15 protein-coding genes are annotated in these 18,237 nt (G+C 55.4%); 2 read left to right on the plus strand and 13 right to left on the minus strand.

The window, feature by feature from the left end:
• Positions 1-188: 188 nt before the first annotated feature.
• The 12 genes from wecG to trxA form a co-directional block, all read right to left on the minus strand.
• The gene (gene wecG, locus ACOTWU_RS18025; RefSeq protein WP_015570015.1) at positions 189-929 is read right to left on the minus strand and encodes a lipopolysaccharide N-acetylmannosaminouronosyltransferase; all 741 of its coding nucleotides are present in this window, start codon (positions 927-929) and stop codon (positions 189-191) included.
• A gap of 12 nt (positions 930-941) precedes the next feature.
• A complete protein-coding gene (gene wzyE / locus ACOTWU_RS18030; RefSeq protein ID WP_017693948.1) occupies positions 942-2,294 on the minus strand; it encodes an ECA oligosaccharide polymerase in 1,353 nt (450 codons plus the stop codon).
• Positions 2,291-3,370, minus strand: a complete 1,080-nt coding sequence (locus ACOTWU_RS18035) for a TDP-N-acetylfucosamine:lipid II N-acetylfucosaminyltransferase (RefSeq protein ID WP_040117065.1) — start codon at positions 3,368-3,370, stop codon at positions 2,291-2,293. The genes wzyE and ACOTWU_RS18035 overlap by 4 nt, the downstream gene beginning before the upstream one ends.
• Positions 3,367-4,617, minus strand: a complete 1,251-nt coding sequence (gene wzxE, locus ACOTWU_RS18040; RefSeq protein ID WP_023302897.1) for a lipid III flippase WzxE — start codon at positions 4,615-4,617, stop codon at positions 3,367-3,369. The genes ACOTWU_RS18035 and wzxE overlap by 4 nt, the downstream gene beginning before the upstream one ends.
• A gap of 1 nt (position 4,618) precedes the next feature.
• The gene (rffA, locus tag ACOTWU_RS18045; RefSeq protein ID WP_126499011.1) at positions 4,619-5,749 is read right to left on the minus strand and encodes a dTDP-4-amino-4,6-dideoxygalactose transaminase; all 1,131 of its coding nucleotides are present in this window, start codon (positions 5,747-5,749) and stop codon (positions 4,619-4,621) included.
• 4 nt (positions 5,750-5,753) lie between these two features.
• Positions 5,754-6,431 carry a dTDP-4-amino-4,6-dideoxy-D-galactose acyltransferase gene (gene rffC, locus ACOTWU_RS18050; RefSeq protein ID WP_045341205.1) on the minus strand — a complete coding sequence of 226 codons (678 nt, stop codon included), beginning with the start codon at positions 6,429-6,431 and terminating at the stop codon, positions 5,754-5,756.
• Entirely contained in the window at positions 6,428-7,690 is a 1,263-nt protein-coding gene (gene wecC / locus ACOTWU_RS18055) for a UDP-N-acetyl-D-mannosamine dehydrogenase (RefSeq protein ID WP_126499010.1), read from the minus strand. Before wecC ends, rffC begins: the two co-directional genes overlap by 4 nt.
• On the minus strand, positions 7,687-8,817 hold the full coding sequence (gene wecB / locus ACOTWU_RS18060; protein WP_045343866.1) for a non-hydrolyzing UDP-N-acetylglucosamine 2-epimerase: 1,131 nt from the start codon (positions 8,815-8,817) through the stop codon (positions 7,687-7,689). The genes wecC and wecB overlap by 4 nt, the downstream gene beginning before the upstream one ends.
• A gap of 56 nt (positions 8,818-8,873) precedes the next feature.
• Entirely contained in the window at positions 8,874-9,920 is a 1,047-nt protein-coding gene (wzzE, locus tag ACOTWU_RS18065) for an ECA polysaccharide chain length modulation protein (RefSeq protein ID WP_017693953.1), read from the minus strand.
• Positions 9,921-9,933: 13 nt separating this feature from the next.
• Positions 9,934-11,037, minus strand: a complete 1,104-nt coding sequence (gene wecA / locus ACOTWU_RS18070) for a UDP-N-acetylglucosamine--undecaprenyl-phosphate N-acetylglucosaminephosphotransferase (protein ID WP_001050933.1) — start codon at positions 11,035-11,037, stop codon at positions 9,934-9,936.
• Positions 11,038-11,279: 242 nt separating this feature from the next.
• Positions 11,280-12,539, minus strand: a complete 1,260-nt coding sequence (gene rho, locus ACOTWU_RS18075; protein WP_001054528.1) for a transcription termination factor Rho — start codon at positions 12,537-12,539, stop codon at positions 11,280-11,282.
• Positions 12,540-12,880: 341 nt separating this feature from the next.
• A complete protein-coding gene (gene trxA / locus ACOTWU_RS18080) occupies positions 12,881-13,210 on the minus strand; it encodes a thioredoxin TrxA (protein WP_006812392.1) in 330 nt (109 codons plus the stop codon).
• Between the two features lie 144 nt (positions 13,211-13,354).
• Here trxA and rhlB point away from each other — a divergent pair, with 144 nt between their 5' ends.
• Positions 13,355-14,623 (plus strand): ATP-dependent RNA helicase RhlB, encoded by a 1,269-nt coding sequence (rhlB, locus tag ACOTWU_RS18085; RefSeq protein ID WP_006812393.1) that lies wholly within the window; start codon positions 13,355-13,357, stop codon positions 14,621-14,623.
• A 5-nt stretch (positions 14,624-14,628) separates the two neighbouring features.
• Positions 14,629-16,113, plus strand: a complete 1,485-nt coding sequence (gene gppA, locus ACOTWU_RS18090) for a guanosine-5'-triphosphate,3'-diphosphate diphosphatase (protein ID WP_126499009.1) — start codon at positions 14,629-14,631, stop codon at positions 16,111-16,113.
• A gap of 51 nt (positions 16,114-16,164) precedes the next feature.
• Here the strand turns inward: gppA and rep are convergent, their stop codons facing one another.
• Positions 16,165-18,189, minus strand: coding sequence for a DNA helicase Rep (gene rep, locus ACOTWU_RS18095; protein WP_015570023.1), 2,025 nt, complete (start codon positions 18,187-18,189; stop codon positions 16,165-16,167).
• Positions 18,190-18,237: the final 48 nt, after the last annotated feature.

The raw sequence follows: 18,237 nt of genomic DNA on the forward strand, positions 1-18,237 counted from the left end.
GTTGTGTTTGCTGTTTCCCGACTTATTGCCGGGTATTGTTTTGAGGGGTACTGAAATACGGAGCGAATGGTTTCTTAAATTCTGGCAAATGGCAAACAATGCATTAAAAAAATGAATGCATTGTACAGAAATCCAGCAGTTTTACAGGGGGGGTTGCAGCGCGAACAGCAGATCGCGCTGCATATTGATTACATTTTCCCGGTGTAGTGCCAGGCGAGGTAGCGCAGCAGACGAATCTGTCGTTTGATACGCGTCGGTTGAGAGAGCAGGCGGTAGAGCCACTCCAGCCCCAGGTTTTGCCAGACTTTGGGCGCCCGCTTAACGTGGCCAGTAAAGACGTCGTAGGTGCCGCCGACGCCCATATAGAGCGCATCCGGGCTGACCAGACGGCAATCGCGCATCAGAATTTCCTGCCGCGGCGACCCCATGGCGACAGTGACAATTTTCGCCCCGCTGTCGCGCACGCGCTCATATAACGCCTGGCGATCTTCCGGCCTGAAATAGCCATCCTGGCTGCCCACGATGTTAACATTCCACTGGCTACGCAGCTTTTGTTCGGTCTGCGCCAGCACCTCTGGTTTGCCGCCAATCAAAAATACCGGCGTGCCTTCAGCGCCTGCGCGTTCCATAAGTCGCTCCCAAAGGTCAGCACCCGCCACGCGAGACACATTAGCGTCAGGAAACTTTTTACGAATTGAACGCACCACGCTAATACCGTCGGCATATTTAAACTCCGCGGCTTCAATCAGGCTTTTCACTTCCGCATTATCTTCAACCGCCAGCATTTTTTCTGCGTTGATGGCCACCAGCGTGCCCGATTTCATCTGCCCGTCCGCGAACAGGAAATCCAGCGCGTGTTGCATGTCACGCCAGCCAATAAGCTGTAGCCCACGCAGCGCATAACGCGGGGCTGAAGTTGTATCCGTCATGATAATCCCTACTCAGACTTGCGACAGCGTTGTGCTGCCCTGTGGCTCACGTCTGTGCACAAGCCCTGCACTGTCAAACAACCAGTACAGCAGTTTTGCCAGCAGCAGACAGAGACCGAAAACGACCATAAAAAACACCACGCGTGAGACGAACGAATCCAGCCCCTCGCGCGCCAGAACGATCATATTGAAAATGGCACCGAAACAGAAACTGTGCAAAACAGCGGCTTTGTAGCGGTTGGTCTCTTCATTACCCAGCGTATATAGCCAGTCGAACCATTTTATTATCAGCCCGACCGCGATCGCGCCCGGCAGGATAAACCACGTTCCGCCCATCACTACCAGCGAGCCAATCAGGGTTGGGGAAATCGCCAGGCCCGAATGGTTGTTCAGCACTTCCCAGGTAAAGTAGTTCGCCGTGTTCAGGACAATACCGGGACGGTCAGGCCACAGCCACGTTGGTATAAAGACATAGAAATCGCGAACAATCGGCGCCAGCCCCTGGAATTCGATTTTGTCGTAGTTTTGCAGCAACAATGCCAGGTTTTCCCAGGGCGAGAAGGTGTCGCGCGTCAGATACAGGAAGGTATAAAACGCTTCGTCGCCCGCCACGTTCAGTCCGTAGCGCTTCAGCGCCAGCCAGAACATCCCCACAATGCCAAAGACGCCTGCCGCCGCCAGCATCCACAGCGAGATCCAACCGCGAATAATGCCGATAAACAGGAAAATCGCGAAGGCGATAATGATGTTGGCGCGGGTGCCGCCGACGATCATGTAGGTCAGAATGCCAAATGCGACGGTGCTGACCAGGAAGAACAGCCAGGCTTTGCTGTCCTGACGCAGGAAAAAGACCACCAGCATCGCCGGAATGAAGAAATAGAAGAAACGCTTGAGCGCGACGCCGGAGACTTCGGCGGAGAAAATCTGGCTATAGGACTGCAACTTAAACAGTAAAAAGCCGTTATGCATGAAGAAAATCGCCACGCTGACGAGGGCGATGGTCATCAGCATAACCCACGTCAGATGGGTTTCTACCCGGTTCATGGTAAACAGCGGACGACGGGGTGTGGTGTCTTTCGCCGCGCGCAGGCGCGTTTTGTAGGTGACGTAATACACCGCGTAGAAGCAGGTCGCAGAGAGCAGCGCCTGCAACAAGATTTCCGGCGGAGCGACGCCAACATCAAAGCGGAACACAAGAATGCTGGTCAGCGGGAAGCCAAAGAAAAAGGTCAGCAAAAACAGCAGCGAGAAGAATACGTTGAAGTTAAAACGTACGCGCCGGAATTCAAACCAGGTGAGCGTGGCGATAAACAGCGTACTCAGCAGCCAGACCACCAGCAAGCCGCTAAATTGCAACTGGCTCATGCGTTGTCTCCTGAAGCAATACGCAGCGCGCGGTGCCACGGCGTGAGATAGTTCGGGCTGAAAAAGTCGATGCTATTTTTATCCACCAGCGTGAGCTGACGCTGCGCTTCCCGTACCACCTCGACATTAAGCGTGTCAGAGGTAAACAGCACCGGAATATGCTGTTCGGCCATGTCCTGCCAGAACGGGTTTTCGCGGTTGAGCACGCACGGTACGCCCGCCTGAATCAGCAGACACAGCGTACCAATCCCCTGCTGACGGGCAAAGATGAAATAGCCCAGATCGCATTTTCGCAGCAGCGCGAGATAGTCATCAAATTCCAGCTTATCGCTGAGAATGTGCAGATTTTCCGCGCTAAACAGCGCAAGCCCCTGCTGGCGAACTTCATCGATGTAGGCGTCGTTATTGGCGGGATAACCCATCGGCACCACCACGTTCACCGTATCGCCAAACTGCTGATGCACCGCCCGCAGCGCCGCGACATGCTCGTTACTGCGATCGCCGGAATTTCCCACCAGGATAGTCAGTTTGCCCTCACGAACCGCGTCATTCGCCAGGGTATTCAGCGCCGGATCCATACGGGTCGGAAAATAGAGCAGTTCCCCGCGAACCTTCGGGTGCTGTTTAGCAAAATAGTTGAGGTCGCCACGGGTAGCAAAAACGCAGCCCACGCGCGCCTGCGCCAGACGACGCAGCGGATAGAAAAGACGGAACTTCCAGCCACGGGAGACTTCGTAGAGATCCGCTCCCCAGATATGCCAGCTGAACTGGGAAGGTTTTATCCCGCCGCTTAACAGCGCCAGCCACAGGCCGGTATTGAACTGTCCGTGGAAGAAGAAACGCTGGCTTCGGTCCGCTTTGGCTTTCGCGACAACGGCTTTGGTCAGGGCCGCTTTGTCTGGCCAGAAGGTGATGTGCAATGCCGGACACGCCGCGCTCAGGCCGTTATCGCGTCCAACGACCATAAACTCGCGCGCATCGGGCGTGCCGGATGCCAGTTCATCGTTGAAGAACCGCAGAACGGTCTGGTTATGATGCGGGATATCCGATCCCAGTATGTGTATCAGTGCAGTCATGCGCGTTTACGCCAAAGTAAAAATACGCCGCAACAGGCAGCGAAATAAACGATATAAGTTGCCATATAGGCCTGAGCCGCCCCCAGCGCACCGTGGGTGGGGATCAGCCAGTGAGAAAATGCCGTCAGCAGCGTAAACTGGCCGATCTCTGCCAGGATATACAACCGCAGCGAAGCCTTCGCAATCACCAGATAGCCGAAAACGTATGCCCCCACTTTCAGCACATCGCCGACCAGTTGCCAGGCAAACAGATCGCGCATGGCGGTAAACTTCGCCGAAAACAGCAGCCAGATGGCGAAATCACGCAGTAACCAGACGGTAAAGCTGGCGATCGCAACCGCCGGCAACACAAAACGCAGGGAGCGAAAAATCTCGCGGGTAATATCCTGCCTGGAAGTCAGGCGCGATAAGGTTGGCAGTAAATAGACGCTAAAGGAAGCCGTAATAAATTGGAGGTAAGCATCTGAAATGCTGCTCACGCCCTGCCAGATCCCCACTTCATCCCAGCTGTAATGCGCTGCCAGCAGGTTTCGCATCATCACGTAGGCAACGGGAAGCGTTACCGAAGTGATGAGCGCCATCAGGGTAAACTTTCCTAGCTGCCCCGCCAGCATCTTGTCCCACTGCGGTTTCAGGTAATTCAGCGGGACATTGCCTCTGCGCATCAGCATAAACGCTGCCGGAATGACAACGAGCGCAGGCACCAGCGCCAGCCCCAGCAGCGCGCCTTCATAGCCGCCCAGCCGATAGCAAAAGTAGTAGGCGATAACGCCGATGATGCTGCCGAGGATCAGCGCCAGCGCATTCCCGGCGGCATCACGGAAGCCTTTCATCAGCGCCAGCAGCAGGTTTGCCCAGGCGATCCCCATCTGAACGAGCGCAACCAGGCGCACCAGCCCCTGATAATGCGTGTGTCCGAACAGCCCCTGGCTGATGGGTGCCGCCGCCAGCAAAAAGACGACGGCCAGCAACGTAGAGAAGCCCAGCACCATAGCAGAGGAGGTGCCCACCACCGTGCGGAGCTTTTCGGCATCGTCATGATGCTGCGCGACGTATTTGGTGACGCCATTGAATATCCCGGCTCCCGCCAGCACGCCAAGCACCGTGACCAGCTGGCGGAAGTTCCCTGCCAGCCCAACGCCTGACGGACCAAATGAGACGGCCAGCAGCTTGACGACCAGTAACCCGGCGCCAATTTTTACAAGCGTGGACGCTGCCGTCCACACCGACGCTTTTGCCAGAGACATATCAGGCGAAATAACTCAGAAGCGAATTGATCACCGTACGCTGGTTCACCGGCGCGAGGTTGTAGAACAGGGGCAGGCGGAGCAGACGTTCGCTCTCTTTGGTGGTGTAGCGGTCTTCACCGGCAAACATCCCGAAGGCTTCGCCAGCCGGGCTGGAGTGCAGCGGAATATAGTGGAATACCGCCATAATTTCCGCCTCTTTCAGCCAGGCAATCAGCTTGCTGCGATCGTCGTTATCGCGCTGCTTGATGTAGAACATGTGAGCGTTGTGGATGCAGTCTGCCGGAATAGTCGGCAGTTCAATACGTCCGGCTTTTGCCAGCGGCTCCAGCGCGTCGTAGTAGGTTTGCCACAGGGAGAGGCGTTGCAGATTGATGCGCTCTGCCGCTTCCAGCTGCGCCCAGAGATACGCGGCCTGCAAATCCGCCATCAGGTAGCTTGAGCCGATATCGCGCCAGGTGTACTTATCCACCTGACCGCGGAAGAACTGGCTGCGGTTGGTCCCTTTTTCACGGATCACTTCCGCACGCTCCACCAGGGCACGATCGTTAATCAGCGTCGCGCCGCCTTCGCCGCCTGCGGTGTAGTTTTTGGTTTCGTGGAAGCTAAAGCAGCCGATATGACCAATGGTGCCCAGCGCGCGCCCTTTGTAGGTGGACATCACGCCCTGCGCGGCGTCTTCCACCACAAACAGGTTGTGCTTTTTAGCGATGGCCATGATGGTGTCCATCTCACAGGCCACGCCCGCGTAATGCACCGGCACAATCGCCCGCGTTTTATCGGTGACCGCCGCTTCAATCAGCGTTTCGTCGATGTTCATAGTATCCGGACGGATATCCACAAACACGATTTTCGCCCCGCGCAGGACAAACGCGTTCGCCGTGGAGACGAAGGTGTAGCTCGGCATGATCACTTCATCGCCGGGCTGGATATCCAGCAACAGCGCCGCCATCTCAAGCGATGCGGTACAGGACGGCGTCAGCAGTACCTTGGCACTGTGAAAACGTTGCTCCATCCACTGCTGGCAGCGGCGGGTAAAACCGCCGTCACCACAGAGCTTGCCGCTGCCCATAGCAGACTGCATGTAATCAAGTTCAGTGCCCACAACGGGAGGCGCGTTAAATGGAATCATCTTGTCACCTGTATAACCAGTAGGCGGTGGCGTCGATGCTGGCACCACTCGCAATATAACGTTTAAGCGCAGCGGTGTTGCCCATCTGGGTTGCGACCCGCAGCGTCGATACCTGTTGTTGCTCCGCCCAGTGCAGCGCCGCCTGCATGAGTTTCTCGCCCATGCCGCGCCCGGCTAACAAACCGATGCGCGCCTCGTGCTCGTTGAGCCTGCGAAGCGAAACAAAACCCTGAATCTGCCCCCCGGCAGTACGGAACACCAGACAGACGTGGTCAAACGTGCCTTTGACCGCATTCTCTATCCACTGGGCATAAAAGCGGCCGCAGTCATCGGGCGCATACCAGGGCGCCCGGAAACGGCTCTGAGCGAAGGCCAGCGCCGCCATCTTGCGCAGCGCGGGGATATCCTGCTCCGTTGCAATTTCCGCGCCCGGTGAGGCGTGGAGAGCCACGGTAACAGAGAGATCAACCTCACCCTCGACCAGCCGGAATCCGTGCTGCTGGAGGGCGTCCAGCAGATCGGCGCGGTCCGCCGGGATCTTAGCCTGTACGCGCTGCCAGGCGCTGAAGTCTGCTTCCTGCAACGCAGGGGCATTGTCGCGCAGACGCACTATCGCTGAGGGACGCGCAAAGAATGCGCTTTCCCACTCAAGGGACTCCAGCACGCCGTTGAGGATACTCAACGCCACACGCCTTTGGTATCAACAACATACTGCTGACGTACGGCATCACCGGAAACCGCTTTGAACGCATTGTGATCCACCAGCAGCACCAGCACATCCGCCGTCGCCAGCGCGTCATCCAGGGCGGTAAGGGTGCAGTGACCGGCAAGTTTTGCCGGCAGCGCATGAATATTCGGCTCAACCACCAGCGTTTCACCGCTGTGCCAGGCAGCGATCATTTTGGCAATTTCCATCGCCGGGCTTTCGCGCAGATCGTCAATATTCGGTTTGAATGCCAGACCAAAGCAGGCAATTTTCAGCTCACTGGCGCGTTTGCCGCTGTCGGCCAGGCAATCCGCGACCGTGGCTTTGACCTGGTTGATGACCCAGTGCGGTTTGTGGTCGTTTACTTCGCGCGCGGTGCGAATCAGGCGTGCCTGTTCCGGGTTCTGCGCCACGATAAACCACGGATCGACCGCGATGCAGTGCCCACCCACTCCCGGCCCCGGCTGAAGGATGTTCACGCGGGGGTGACGGTTGGCAAGGCGAATAAGTTCCCAGACGTTAATCCCCTGATCGGCGCAAATCAATGACAGTTCATTCGCAAACGCGATGTTAACGTCGCGGAAGCTATTTTCGGTCAGTTTGCACATCTCGGCGGTGCGGGAGTTGGTCACCACACATTCGCCTTCAAGGAAAATTTTATACAGCTCGCTGGCGCGCGCGGAGCAGACTGGCGTCATGCCGCCAATCACGCGGTCATTTTTAATCAGTTCCACCATCACCTGGCCGGGCAGTACGCGCTCAGGACAGTAGGCGATATTGATATCGGCCTCGTCGCCCGCCTGCTGCGGGAAGCTGAGATCGGGACGCGCCTCGGCCAGCCACTGCGCCATCTGCTCGGTAGCCCCAACAGGTGAAGTGGACTCAAGGATAACCAGCGCCCCTTTCTTCAGCACAGGCGCAATGGATTTTGCCGCCGCCTCGACGTAAACCATGTCAGGCTCATGATCGCCTTTAAAGGGCGTTGGAACCGCAATCAGGTACGCATCGGCTTCTACCGGCGTGGTGCTGGCGCGCAGGAAGCCACCATCCACCGCCTTTTTCACCACACGATCGAGATCGGGCTCCACGATATGAATTTCGCCACGGTTGATGGTTTCCACCGCGTGCGCGTTGATATCTACGCCAACGACCTGCTTTTGACGAGAGGCAAAGGCCGCCGCAGTAGGCAGCCCGATATAGCCAAGACCAACAACAGAGATGGTAGAAAAACTCATAGCGTTACCCGATTGTGTTTAAGTGCGTGCAAAATACGACCACAAGCCTGCCCGTCACCGTACGGATTGTGGGCCCGGCTCATCGCCTGATACTCTTCATCGTCATGCAGTAAGCGCGTGACCTCTTCGACAATACGACGCGGATCCGTTCCCACCAGACGCACGGTACCGGCAGTAACCGCTTCCGGGCGTTCGGTGGTTTCACGCATCACCAGTACCGGCTTACCGAGGGAGGGCGCCTCTTCCTGAATGCCGCCAGAATCGGTCAGGATCAGCCAGGCGTGGTTCATCAGCCAGACAAATGGCAAATAGTCCTGCGGCTCGATCAGAAGCACGTTTTCCACGTGGCCCAGGATACGGTTGACCGGTTCGCTGACGTTCGGGTTGAGGTGCACCGGATAGACAATCTGCACATCATCGTTCTGCGCGGCGATTTCAGCCAGCGCGTGGCAAATTTGCTCAAAGCCACGGCCAAAGCTTTCGCGGCGGTGGCCCGTCACCAGAATCGTTTTCTTGCCGTTGTTCAGGAACGGATAGCGCGCAGCAAGTTCTGCCTGAAGCTCGCTGTTAGCCAGCACGCGGTCACGCACCCAAATCAGCGCATCAATGACCGTATTGCCGGTGACGAAGATCTTGCTGTCGCTGATATTTTCGCGCAGCAGGTTTTGGCGTGAGTTCTCGGTTGGCGCAAAATGGTACATCGCCAGGTGACCGGTGAGCGTACGGTTGGCCTCTTCCGGCCACGGGGAATAGAGATTGCCGGTACGCAGACCCGCTTCTATATGACCAACGGGGATACGCTGATAGAACGCGGCCAGGCTGGTCGCCACGGTGGTGGTGGTGTCGCCGTGCACCAGCACCACATCCGGCTTGAACGACTCCAGAATAGGCTTTAATTCTTGCAGAATACGGCAGGTGATTTCCGTCAGTCCCTGTCCCGGTTTCATTATATTGAGATCGTAATCCGGGACGATAGAAAAGAGGGTTAAGACCTGATCGAGCATCTCACGGTGCTGGGCAGTCACGCACACTTTCGCTTCAATATCAGGATCTCTGGCCAGCGCATGAACCAGAGGCGCCATCTTGATGGCCTCCGGCCTGGTGCCAAATACGGTTAGTACTTTCACATCGATTCTCTTCGATTAGACGATGAAGGCCGCAGCCTTCATCGTAGACGGCGTTCTTAGTTTGTGCGGCGACGCAATAACGCTACGCCAGCGCCAGTCAGTGCGCCCACAATCCCCCACATGATCATCAGGAATGCGCGACGCGGACTATCGCGTTTTACAGGCTCTTCAGGCGTTCTTAAATAACGATAGGTCTGAAAACGCGGGTCCAGCGTTGGACCGACGTTGAGCGTATTGAGCATGGCGCGGTTTTGGTCGTAATCAAGGTCAAAGTCAGGGCCAACGGCCTGGATATTTTCCAGACGTGCCTGAAGCATTGGGCGACCAAGAAGGAACATTTCTGAATCCGGGAGTTCGTCAGCCGGAACATCCGTTTCGCTACGGGAAATATTGTGCTGTTCCGCAATCTTCAGCGCCTGCTCAATATTATGTACGCGACGGGCGAAGATAGCCTTAGCGACCTCTTCCTGACGTTTGACCTGCGCTTTCATCTGAATAGTACGCGCAGCCCAGGCGCCTTTCAGCTCGTCATTCAGATGACTGGCCGCGCGCTGGCTGGCAAAAGCAACGTACTGACGCAACAGGTTATTGGCGTCCGGCGCCGTTTCCGCAATCAGCTTCACGCTGTCGCTAACGTTACGGAGTACATCGCCAGGCATAAACTGAATGTTATTAATCAGGTCATCCAGCAGCGCGGCATCCGCTTTGCTGTTACCGACCATACGCTGCTTGTAGTAGTCCGTCTGGGACCAGAAATCGCGACGTGTATCCCACGACGCCAGCTGCATCACAAACTCTTTGTAGGATTCATCCATCACCGAAGCCTGATCCGGGGTCGCCAGATTGGCCTTGATATCAAGATTACGCAGGAATTGCTGCTGGGAGTAGTAGCCTCCAAGCATATTCACCGTTGGTCGGTCTGTGATCGCCGTGGCGCTCCACTCTTGTTTTGCAAAGAAGGTGTAGGCAAGCGCTAACAGCGCGAACCCCAGGGCAATCCCCACAATCCACAGTTTGCCCTGCCATAACACGCGAAACAAACCACGAATATCCAGCTCGTTCTCAGTGCCCACTGATTTCGCTCCCGCCAACGGTTGAGTCATCATAGTCCCGGTTTTACTTAGTTAATGTTGTGTTTTTGCCACTGTTCCGACGCATCCTGCGTTTTAAACGTTTAATAAAACGCGCGACTTTCCATGCACGCTTGATGCAGTAACCGTACATGAAAAATGCTAGCAAGAATAATACCAACATTACCCATTCAGGAATGAAATGTGCGTATTCCGCGGCTACGCCAATCGCAGCCAGAATAGCAGCCGCAAGCGTAATCAACACAAATGCCTGACGAGACGTGAAGCCGGCGCGCATAATCAGGTGATGAATATGCTGCCGATCGGGAGAAAACGGGCTCATCCCTTTACGCAGACGGCGGTACATTATAGCGACCATGTCCATCAGCGGGATGGCGATAATCCAGAGAGCCGTTACCGGGCTGATAGGGTGCGTTTTACCCTGCGTGGTTTCCAGCAGGACCCAGATAACCGTAAAGCCAATCAGGGTACTGCCCGCATCGCCCATAAAGACTTTATAGCGACGCCCTAACACACCCAGATTCAGGCAGATGTAAGGCAGGATGGCGGCAATCATGGCAAAGCACCACATTGACAGGCTGTACTGGCCGTCAAACCATAAGATGATGCCGATAGCGCCAAACGAAACAGAGGACAGCCCACCGAGCAGACCGTCTATACCGTCAACCATGTTAAAGGCGTTGATAGCCGCCCACACGGCAAACAGCGTCAGGAAGAAGCCGAATGGCCCAAGCACCAGCTCCCAGGGACCAAACACGTAGCCCAGGCTTCTTAGATAGAGGCCGCCTACCACCATCATAATGATGCCAATGGCCGCCTGTACCGTCGCGCGGAACTTCACGCTGATATCAAAACGATCATCAAGGGCGCCGACCAGTACCAGCACACCGGCACATGCCAGGTAGAGTGCGGCATGGGGGATATAGTAATCCGCGATCCCGAATGTGAAACAGATGCCTGCGTATACCGAAATGCCGCCCACCAGCGGAATAAGCCCCTGATGACGTTTACGGAAGTTCGGTTTGTCCACTAACCCAATTCTTTTTGCTACCTTGCGCGCAATGAACAAAAAACAGGTTGTGAATAAAAAAATACTGATCAGCTCAGTTACAGCAGTGAGTAGATTCACAATGGATTGCTCTCAACAAATGTTAGTCCCGGAAGTATAACCATGAAGCCTCTGCCTCAGAAGGATTAAAGATGGCTCATCACAACTCCCTTTGTATGTTTTTCAATCAATTATTTCTTTGACTGTGCAAACCTTCTTATTGTCGCACCGACCGGTCAAAATTGGGAGTGTGTGGTAATAGCGTATAGTCCATAAATAAAAAACGCCACGTAAAAACGTGGCGTTTACTGGGATTATTTGCGTTACGAGCGTTTCATCATGTCGAAGAAATCGTCGTTCGTTTTGGTCATCGCCAGTTTGTTAATGAGGAATTCCATTGCGTCGATTTCGCCCATTGGATGGATGATTTTACGCAGGATCCACATTTTCTGAAGCTCTTCCTGAGTGGTAAGCAGCTCTTCTTTACGGGTACCGGAACGGTTGTAGTCGATCGCCGGGAAGACGCGTTTTTCTGCGATTTTACGAGAAAGGTGCAGTTCCATGTTGCCTGTACCTTTAAACTCTTCGTAGATAACTTCGTCCATTTTGGAGCCGGTATCGATCAGCGCCGTCGCGATAATGGTCAGGCTACCGCCCTCTTCCACGTTACGCGCCGCACCGAAGAAACGCTTCGGACGATGCAGGGCGTTAGCATCCACACCACCGGTCAGTACTTTACCGGAAGCCGGCACCACGGTGTTGTAGGCACGCGCCAGACGGGTAATGGAGTCGAGCAGGATGATCACGTCTTTCTTGTGCTCAACCAGGCGTTTCGCCTTCTCGATGACCATTTCCGCAACCTGAACGTGGCGAGAAGCAGGCTCGTCGAAGGTAGACGCAACCACTTCCCCTTTCACCAGACGCTGCATCTCGGTTACTTCTTCCGGACGTTCGTCAATCAGCAGCACCATCAGCACACAGTCTGGATGGTTGTAAGCAATGCTCTGCGCGATGTTTTGCAGCAGCATGGTTTTACCGGCTTTTGGCGGCGCCACAATCAGACCACGCTGGCCACGACCAATTGGCGATGCCAGATCCAGCACACGAGCGGTTAAGTCTTCAGTAGACCCGTTACCACGCTCCATGCGCAGACGAGAGTTAGCGTGCAGCGGCGTTAAGTTCTCGAACAGGATCTTATTGCGGGAGTTTTCCGGTTTGTCGTAGTTAACTTCGTTAACCTTCAACAGCGCAAAGTAGCGTTCACCCTCTTTTGGAGGACGAATCTTACCTGAAATGGTGTCACCAGTGCGGAGGTTGAAACGGCGGATTTGGCTAGGGGATACGTAGATGTCGTCAGGGCCGGCGAGGTAGGAGCTGTCTGCGGAGCGGAGGAAACCAAATCCGTCTTGCAGTATCTCCAGCACACCGTCGCCAAAGATATCTTCGCCACTCTTAGCGTGCTGCTTCAGGATGGCGAAAATGATGTCCTGCTTGCGCATACGAGCCTGGTTTTCCAGTCCCATATTTTCGCCGAGAGTGATCAGCTCAGAAACCGGCGTATTCTTTAATTCGGTAAGATTCATAATGGTGTGGGTTCTTAAACTCGGGGTGATTCTCGAACTTAATGTTGTGAATGGTATGGCAGGGTCATCCATGCCTGTTTAGCGGCCATCACCTCATGTCTGTTCGCTGTCTGGTCACAGGGAAAGAACGCAGAACTGAAACGACAAGACGGATTGAGTGACAAGCCCGGAATCTAGCAACTTCACGCACTGTTTAAGTTAACAACGGGAAGTATCGGGTAAAACAAGATTCAAACAACAAGATATGTTTAAAACGTAGTCATAGCTAACTTAGCACGACTAAAGCCGGGCGTCCAGAGCTCGCCGTTAATTAGGCGTTCTGGACGCTCAGCTGAGAAACCTTACGCCAGGTTAGCGTCCAGGAACTCTTTCAGTTGACCTTTGGACAGTGCGCCCACTTTGGTCGCCGCCACGTCACCGTTCTTGAACAGCAGCAGGGTCGGGATGCCACGGATACCGTATTTTGGCGCGGTGCCCGGGTTCTGGTCGATGTTCAGCTTGGCAACGGTCAGTTTGCCCTGATATTCGTCAGCGATTTCATCCAGAATCGGAGCGATCATTTTGCAAGGACCACACCATTCAGCCCAGAAATCAACGAGGATCAGCCCGTCAGCTTTAAGTACGTCCGTGTCAAAACTGTCGTCAGTCAGGTGAATAATTTTATCGCTCATATATAACTCCACAGGAATAAGCCTGGTACGTTGGTTTTGTCTCCACCAACGACGTGTTGATGTCGCATTAACCAACTAAAGGTTGACTTTATTTCACCGGATACGCTTTCGTAAAGCAATAGTAAGCTGATATTCTACCACACTATGAGCAAAACACATTTAACAGAACAGAAGTTTTCCGACTTCGCCCTGCACCCAAAGGTGATCGAAGCCCTTGAAACTAAAGGGTTTCATAACTGCACGCCCATTCAGGCTCTCGCCCTGCCGCTAACGCTGGCCGGTCGCGACGTTGCAGGGCAGGCGCAAACCGGTACTGGCAAAACGATGGCGTTTTTAACGTCAACGTTTCATTATTTACTTTCTCACCCGGCGATTGCAGACCGCAAAGTTAACCAGCCGCGCGCGCTAATTATGGCCCCGACGCGAGAACTGGCGGTACAGATCCACGCAGACGCTGAGCCCCTGGCGCAAGCCACCGGCCTGAAACTTGGCCTGGCCTATGGCGGCGACGGCTACGATAAACAGCTGAAAGTGCTGGAAAGCGGCGTCGATATCCTGATTGGGACCACCGGCCGTCTTATCGACTACGCCAAACAGAACCATATCAACCTCGGCGCAATCCAGGTCGTGGTACTTGATGAAGCAGACCGCATGTACGATCTGGGTTTCATTAAAGACATCCGCTGGCTGTTCCGCCGTATGCCTGCGGCAAACCAGCGTCTGAACATGCTGTTCTCCGCTACCCTGTCATACCGCGTACGTGAACTCGCATTCGAGCAGATGAACAATGCGGAATATGTGGAAGTAGAACCGGAGCAGAAAACCGGGCACCGCATTAAAGAAGAGCTCTTCTATCCTTCTAATGAAGAGAAAATGCGCCTGCTGCAAACCCTGATCGAAGAAGAGTGGCCGGATCGCGCAATTATCTTCGCGAACACCAAACACCGCTGTGAAGATATCTGGGGTCACCTGGCGGCAGATGGGCACCGTGTGGGCCTGCTGACCGGCGACGTGGCGCAGAAAAAACGCCTGCGCATTCTCGACGAATTTACTCGTGGCGACCTTGATATTCTGGTCGCGACCGACGTGGCGGCCCGTGGCCTGCACATTCCAGCCGTGACGCACGTCTTTAACTATGACCTGCCAGATGACTGTGAAGACTATGTACACCGTATCGGACGTACCGGTCGTGCCGGCGCAAGCGGTCACTCCATCAGCCTTGCGTGTGAAGAGTATGCGCTGAATCTTCCGGCCATTGAGACCTACATCGGTCACTCTATTCCACAGAGCAAATACAATCCGGACGCGCTGTTGAGCGAGCTGCCGCCACCTAAGCGCCTTACCCGTCCACGCTCCGGCAATGGTCCGCGTCGTTCCGGCGGTGCACCGCGTAATCGTCGTCGTTCAGGTTAAAAAATATGCTCAGCTCCACCTCGCTTTATGCGGCAATTGATCTCGGTTCGAATAGTTTTCATATGCTGGTTGTGCGCGAGGTGGCGGGAAGCATACAAACGCTGACGCGCATTAAGCGCAAGGTCCGCCTCGCGGCGGGCCTGAGCAGCGATAATCACCTCTCCCCGGAAGCCATGGAACGTGGCTGGCAGTGTCTGCGTCTGTTTGCAGAACGTTTGCAGGATATCCCGCTCAGTCAAGTTCGCGTTGTTGCCACGGCGACCCTTCGTCTGGCGGTTAACGCTGGCGATTTCATTGCCAGAGCACAGGAAATTCTGGGCTGCCCGGTGCAGGTCATCAGCGGTGAAGAAGAAGCGCGTCTGATTTATCAGGGTGTGGCGCATACGACCGGCGGCGACGATCGTCGTCTGGTGGTCGATATCGGTGGTGCCAGTACCGAACTGGTCACGGGCACAGGCGCGCAGGCGACGTCGCTCTTCAGCCTGTCGATGGGCTGTGTGACCTGGCTGGAACGCTACTTTACCGATCGAAACCTTGCCAAAGAGAATTTTGACGAGGCGGAAAACGCGGCGCGTGCGGTCCTGCGCCCGGTCATGGACGAACTGCGCTATCACGGCTGGAAAGTGTGTGTCGGCGCGTCCGGAACCGTTCAGGCGTTGCAGGAAATCATGATGGCACAGGGAATGGACGAGCGGATCACGCTTGCCAAACTCCAGCAGCTTAAACAGCGCGCCATCCAGTGTGGTCGTCTGGAAGAGCTTGAAATAGAAGGGCTGACGCTCGAACGCGCGCTGGTTTTCCCCAGTGGGCTCGCCATTCTGATCGCCATTTTTACTGAACTCAATATCCAGTGTATGACCCTGGCAGGCGGTGCGCTGCGCGAAGGTCTGGTCTACGGAATGCTGCACCAGTCGGTCGATCAGGACATCCGTAGCCGTACGCTGCGTAACGTTCAGCGCCGCTTTATTGTTGATATCGACCAGGCACACAGAGTGAGTCAACTGGCGTCACTGTTTGCCGATCAGGTGAAAAAAAGCTGGGATATTGAACCGTTAAGCCGCGATCTGCTGCTAAGCGCCTGTGCGCTACATGAAATTGGTCTCAGCGTGGAGTACAAGCAGGCACCGCTGCACGCGGCCTGGCTGGTGCGTAATCTCGATTTACCGGGCTATACGCCCGCCCAGAAGAAGCTGCTGGCCACCCTGCTGCTAAATCAGACTAACGCCGTCGATCTCTCTTCCCTTCACCAGCAGAACGCTGTACCGCCGCGCGTGGCGGAGCATCTGTGTCGTCTGCTTCGCCTGGCGATCCTGTTTGCCAGTCGGCGTCGTGATGATTTGCTGCCAGCCATTACGCTGGCGGCAGACGATGAGAAACTGACGCTGACGCTACCGGAAAACTGGCTTGAGGATCATCCGCTTGGGGCGGAACTGATTGAGCAGGAGTACCAGTGGCAGAGCTATGTGCACTGGGCGCTTGATGTGAAGTGACCCTTTGAAGCGTGCCGGGTGGCGGCTTCGCCTTACCCGGCCTGCAAATAGTTATCCCTTCTCTTTGGCTTTTGCCAGCATCGCGCGAATGTTTGCCACGTTTGCCTGCCCTTTGTGCATACGCTCTTCAGCGGTAATGACTTTACGCTCCTGCTCCCAGATAAGATCGTCCTGAGGCAACTCCAGCAGAAAACGGCTCGGCTCCGGGCGCACCAGCTCACCATACTGGCGGCGCTCTTTGCACAGCGTAAACGTCAGCTCTTTCTGCGCACGAGTGATCCCCACGTAGGCCAGACGGCGCTCTTCGTCGACGTTATCTTCATCAATGCTGCTCTGGTGCGGCAATAGGCCCTCTTCCATCCCCACCAGATAGACATAGGGGAACTCCAGCCCTTTCGAGGCATGTAACGTCATCAGCTGAACCTGATCGGCCTCTTCTTCGCTTTCGCCGCGCTCCATCATATCGCGCAGCGTGAAGCGGGTGACCACCTGCGTCAGGGTCATGGGCTCGTCAATCTCAGATCCTTCAAGCATTTCGGTCATCCAGCTGAAGAGCTGGTTAACGTTTTTCATCCGCATCTCGGCTGCTTTCGGGCTGGCAGAGGTTTCATACAACCAGGATTCGTAATCAATGCCGTGGATCAGATCGCGTACTGCCGCCACAGGCTCGCGCTCTGCCAGACGCTGCACCTCACCCAGCCAGTGGGTAAAGCGGGTTAAGGCGTCATAGCCGCGCCCGGTCAGGGTCTGGCTCAGCCCCATATCGAAGCTGGCGGTGAACAGGCTTTTGTTGCGGGTCATCGCCCATTCACCCAGTTTTTGCAGCGTCGCAGAGCCAATCTCGCGTTTCGGCGTATTCACGATGCGCAGGAAAGCGCTGTCGTCATCCGGGTTGGTCAGCACGCGCAGATAGGCCAGCAGATCCTTGATTTCGGGACGCGAAAAGAACGACGTACCGCCGGAGATTTTGTAGGGGATGCGGTTCTGCATCAGCATCTTTTCAAAGACGCGCGACTGGTGGTTTCCGCGATAGAGGATCGCGTAATCCTTGTATTCAGTTTTGTTGACGAAGTGATGGGCAATCAGCTCGCCCGTTACGCGCTCCGCTTCGTGCTCTTCGTTGTTGGCGCTGAGCACTTTCAGCTCGGTACCGTAACCCAGTTCGGAGAACAGGCGCTTCTCAAAGACGTGCGGGTTATTGGCAATCAGGATGTTCGCCGCTTTCAGGATGCGACCGGACGAACGGTAGTTCTGCTCCAGCTTAATCACCTGCAACGCCGGGAAATCTTTGCTCAGCAGCACCAGGTTTTGTGGTCGCGCGCCGCGCCAGGAGTAAATCGACTGGTCGTCGTCGCCTACCACAGTGAAACGCGCGCGTTGCCCTACCAGCAGCTTCACCAGCTCGTACTGGCTGGTGTTGGTATCCTGGTATTCATCCACCAGCAGGTAACGAATTTTGTTCTGCCAGCGCTCGCGTACCTCTTCATTCCGCTGAAGCAGCAGCGTCGGCAGCAGGATCAGATCGTCGAAATCCAGGACGTTGCAGGCTTTCATATGCGCGTCGTACAGTCCGTAGCAGTGGGCAAAGATGCGGTCGCGCTCGCCTTTGGCGCTTGCCGCTGCCTGGGCCGGCGTCATCAGATCGTTTTTCCAGTTCGAGATCGTCGAGATCAGCTGTTGCAACAGCACTTTGTCATCTTCGATCAGCCCTTCCGTCAGCTCTTTAAGCAGCGCCACCTGGTCGGTGTCATCGAAGAGAGAAAAGTTGGACTTCATGCCCAGCGCCGCGTATTCGCGCTTGATAATATCCAGACCCAGCGTGTGGAAGGTGGAGATCATCAGCCCGCGCGCCTCTTTACGGCCCAGCGTCTGGCCGACGCGCTCTTTCATCTCACGCGCCGCTTTGTTGGTAAAGGTGACCGCCGCGATATGGCGCGCCTGGTATCCACAACCCCGAATTAAGTGGGCGATTTTGTTGGTGATCACGCGTGTTTTACCGGATCCCGCTCCTGCCAGCACCAGGCAGGGTCCGGTGACGAATTCGACAGCTTGTTGTTGTCCGGGGTTTAAACGCATAAATGATCACTCAATGAAAGTCGGGAGAGGAGGAAAAACGCGTGGTAG

The sequence above is a fragment of the Enterobacter cloacae complex sp. GYL001 genome (assembly GCF_049237125.1).
In the GTDB taxonomy this organism is placed as follows: Bacteria; Pseudomonadota; Gammaproteobacteria; order Enterobacterales; family Enterobacteriaceae; genus Enterobacter; species Enterobacter hormaechei_C.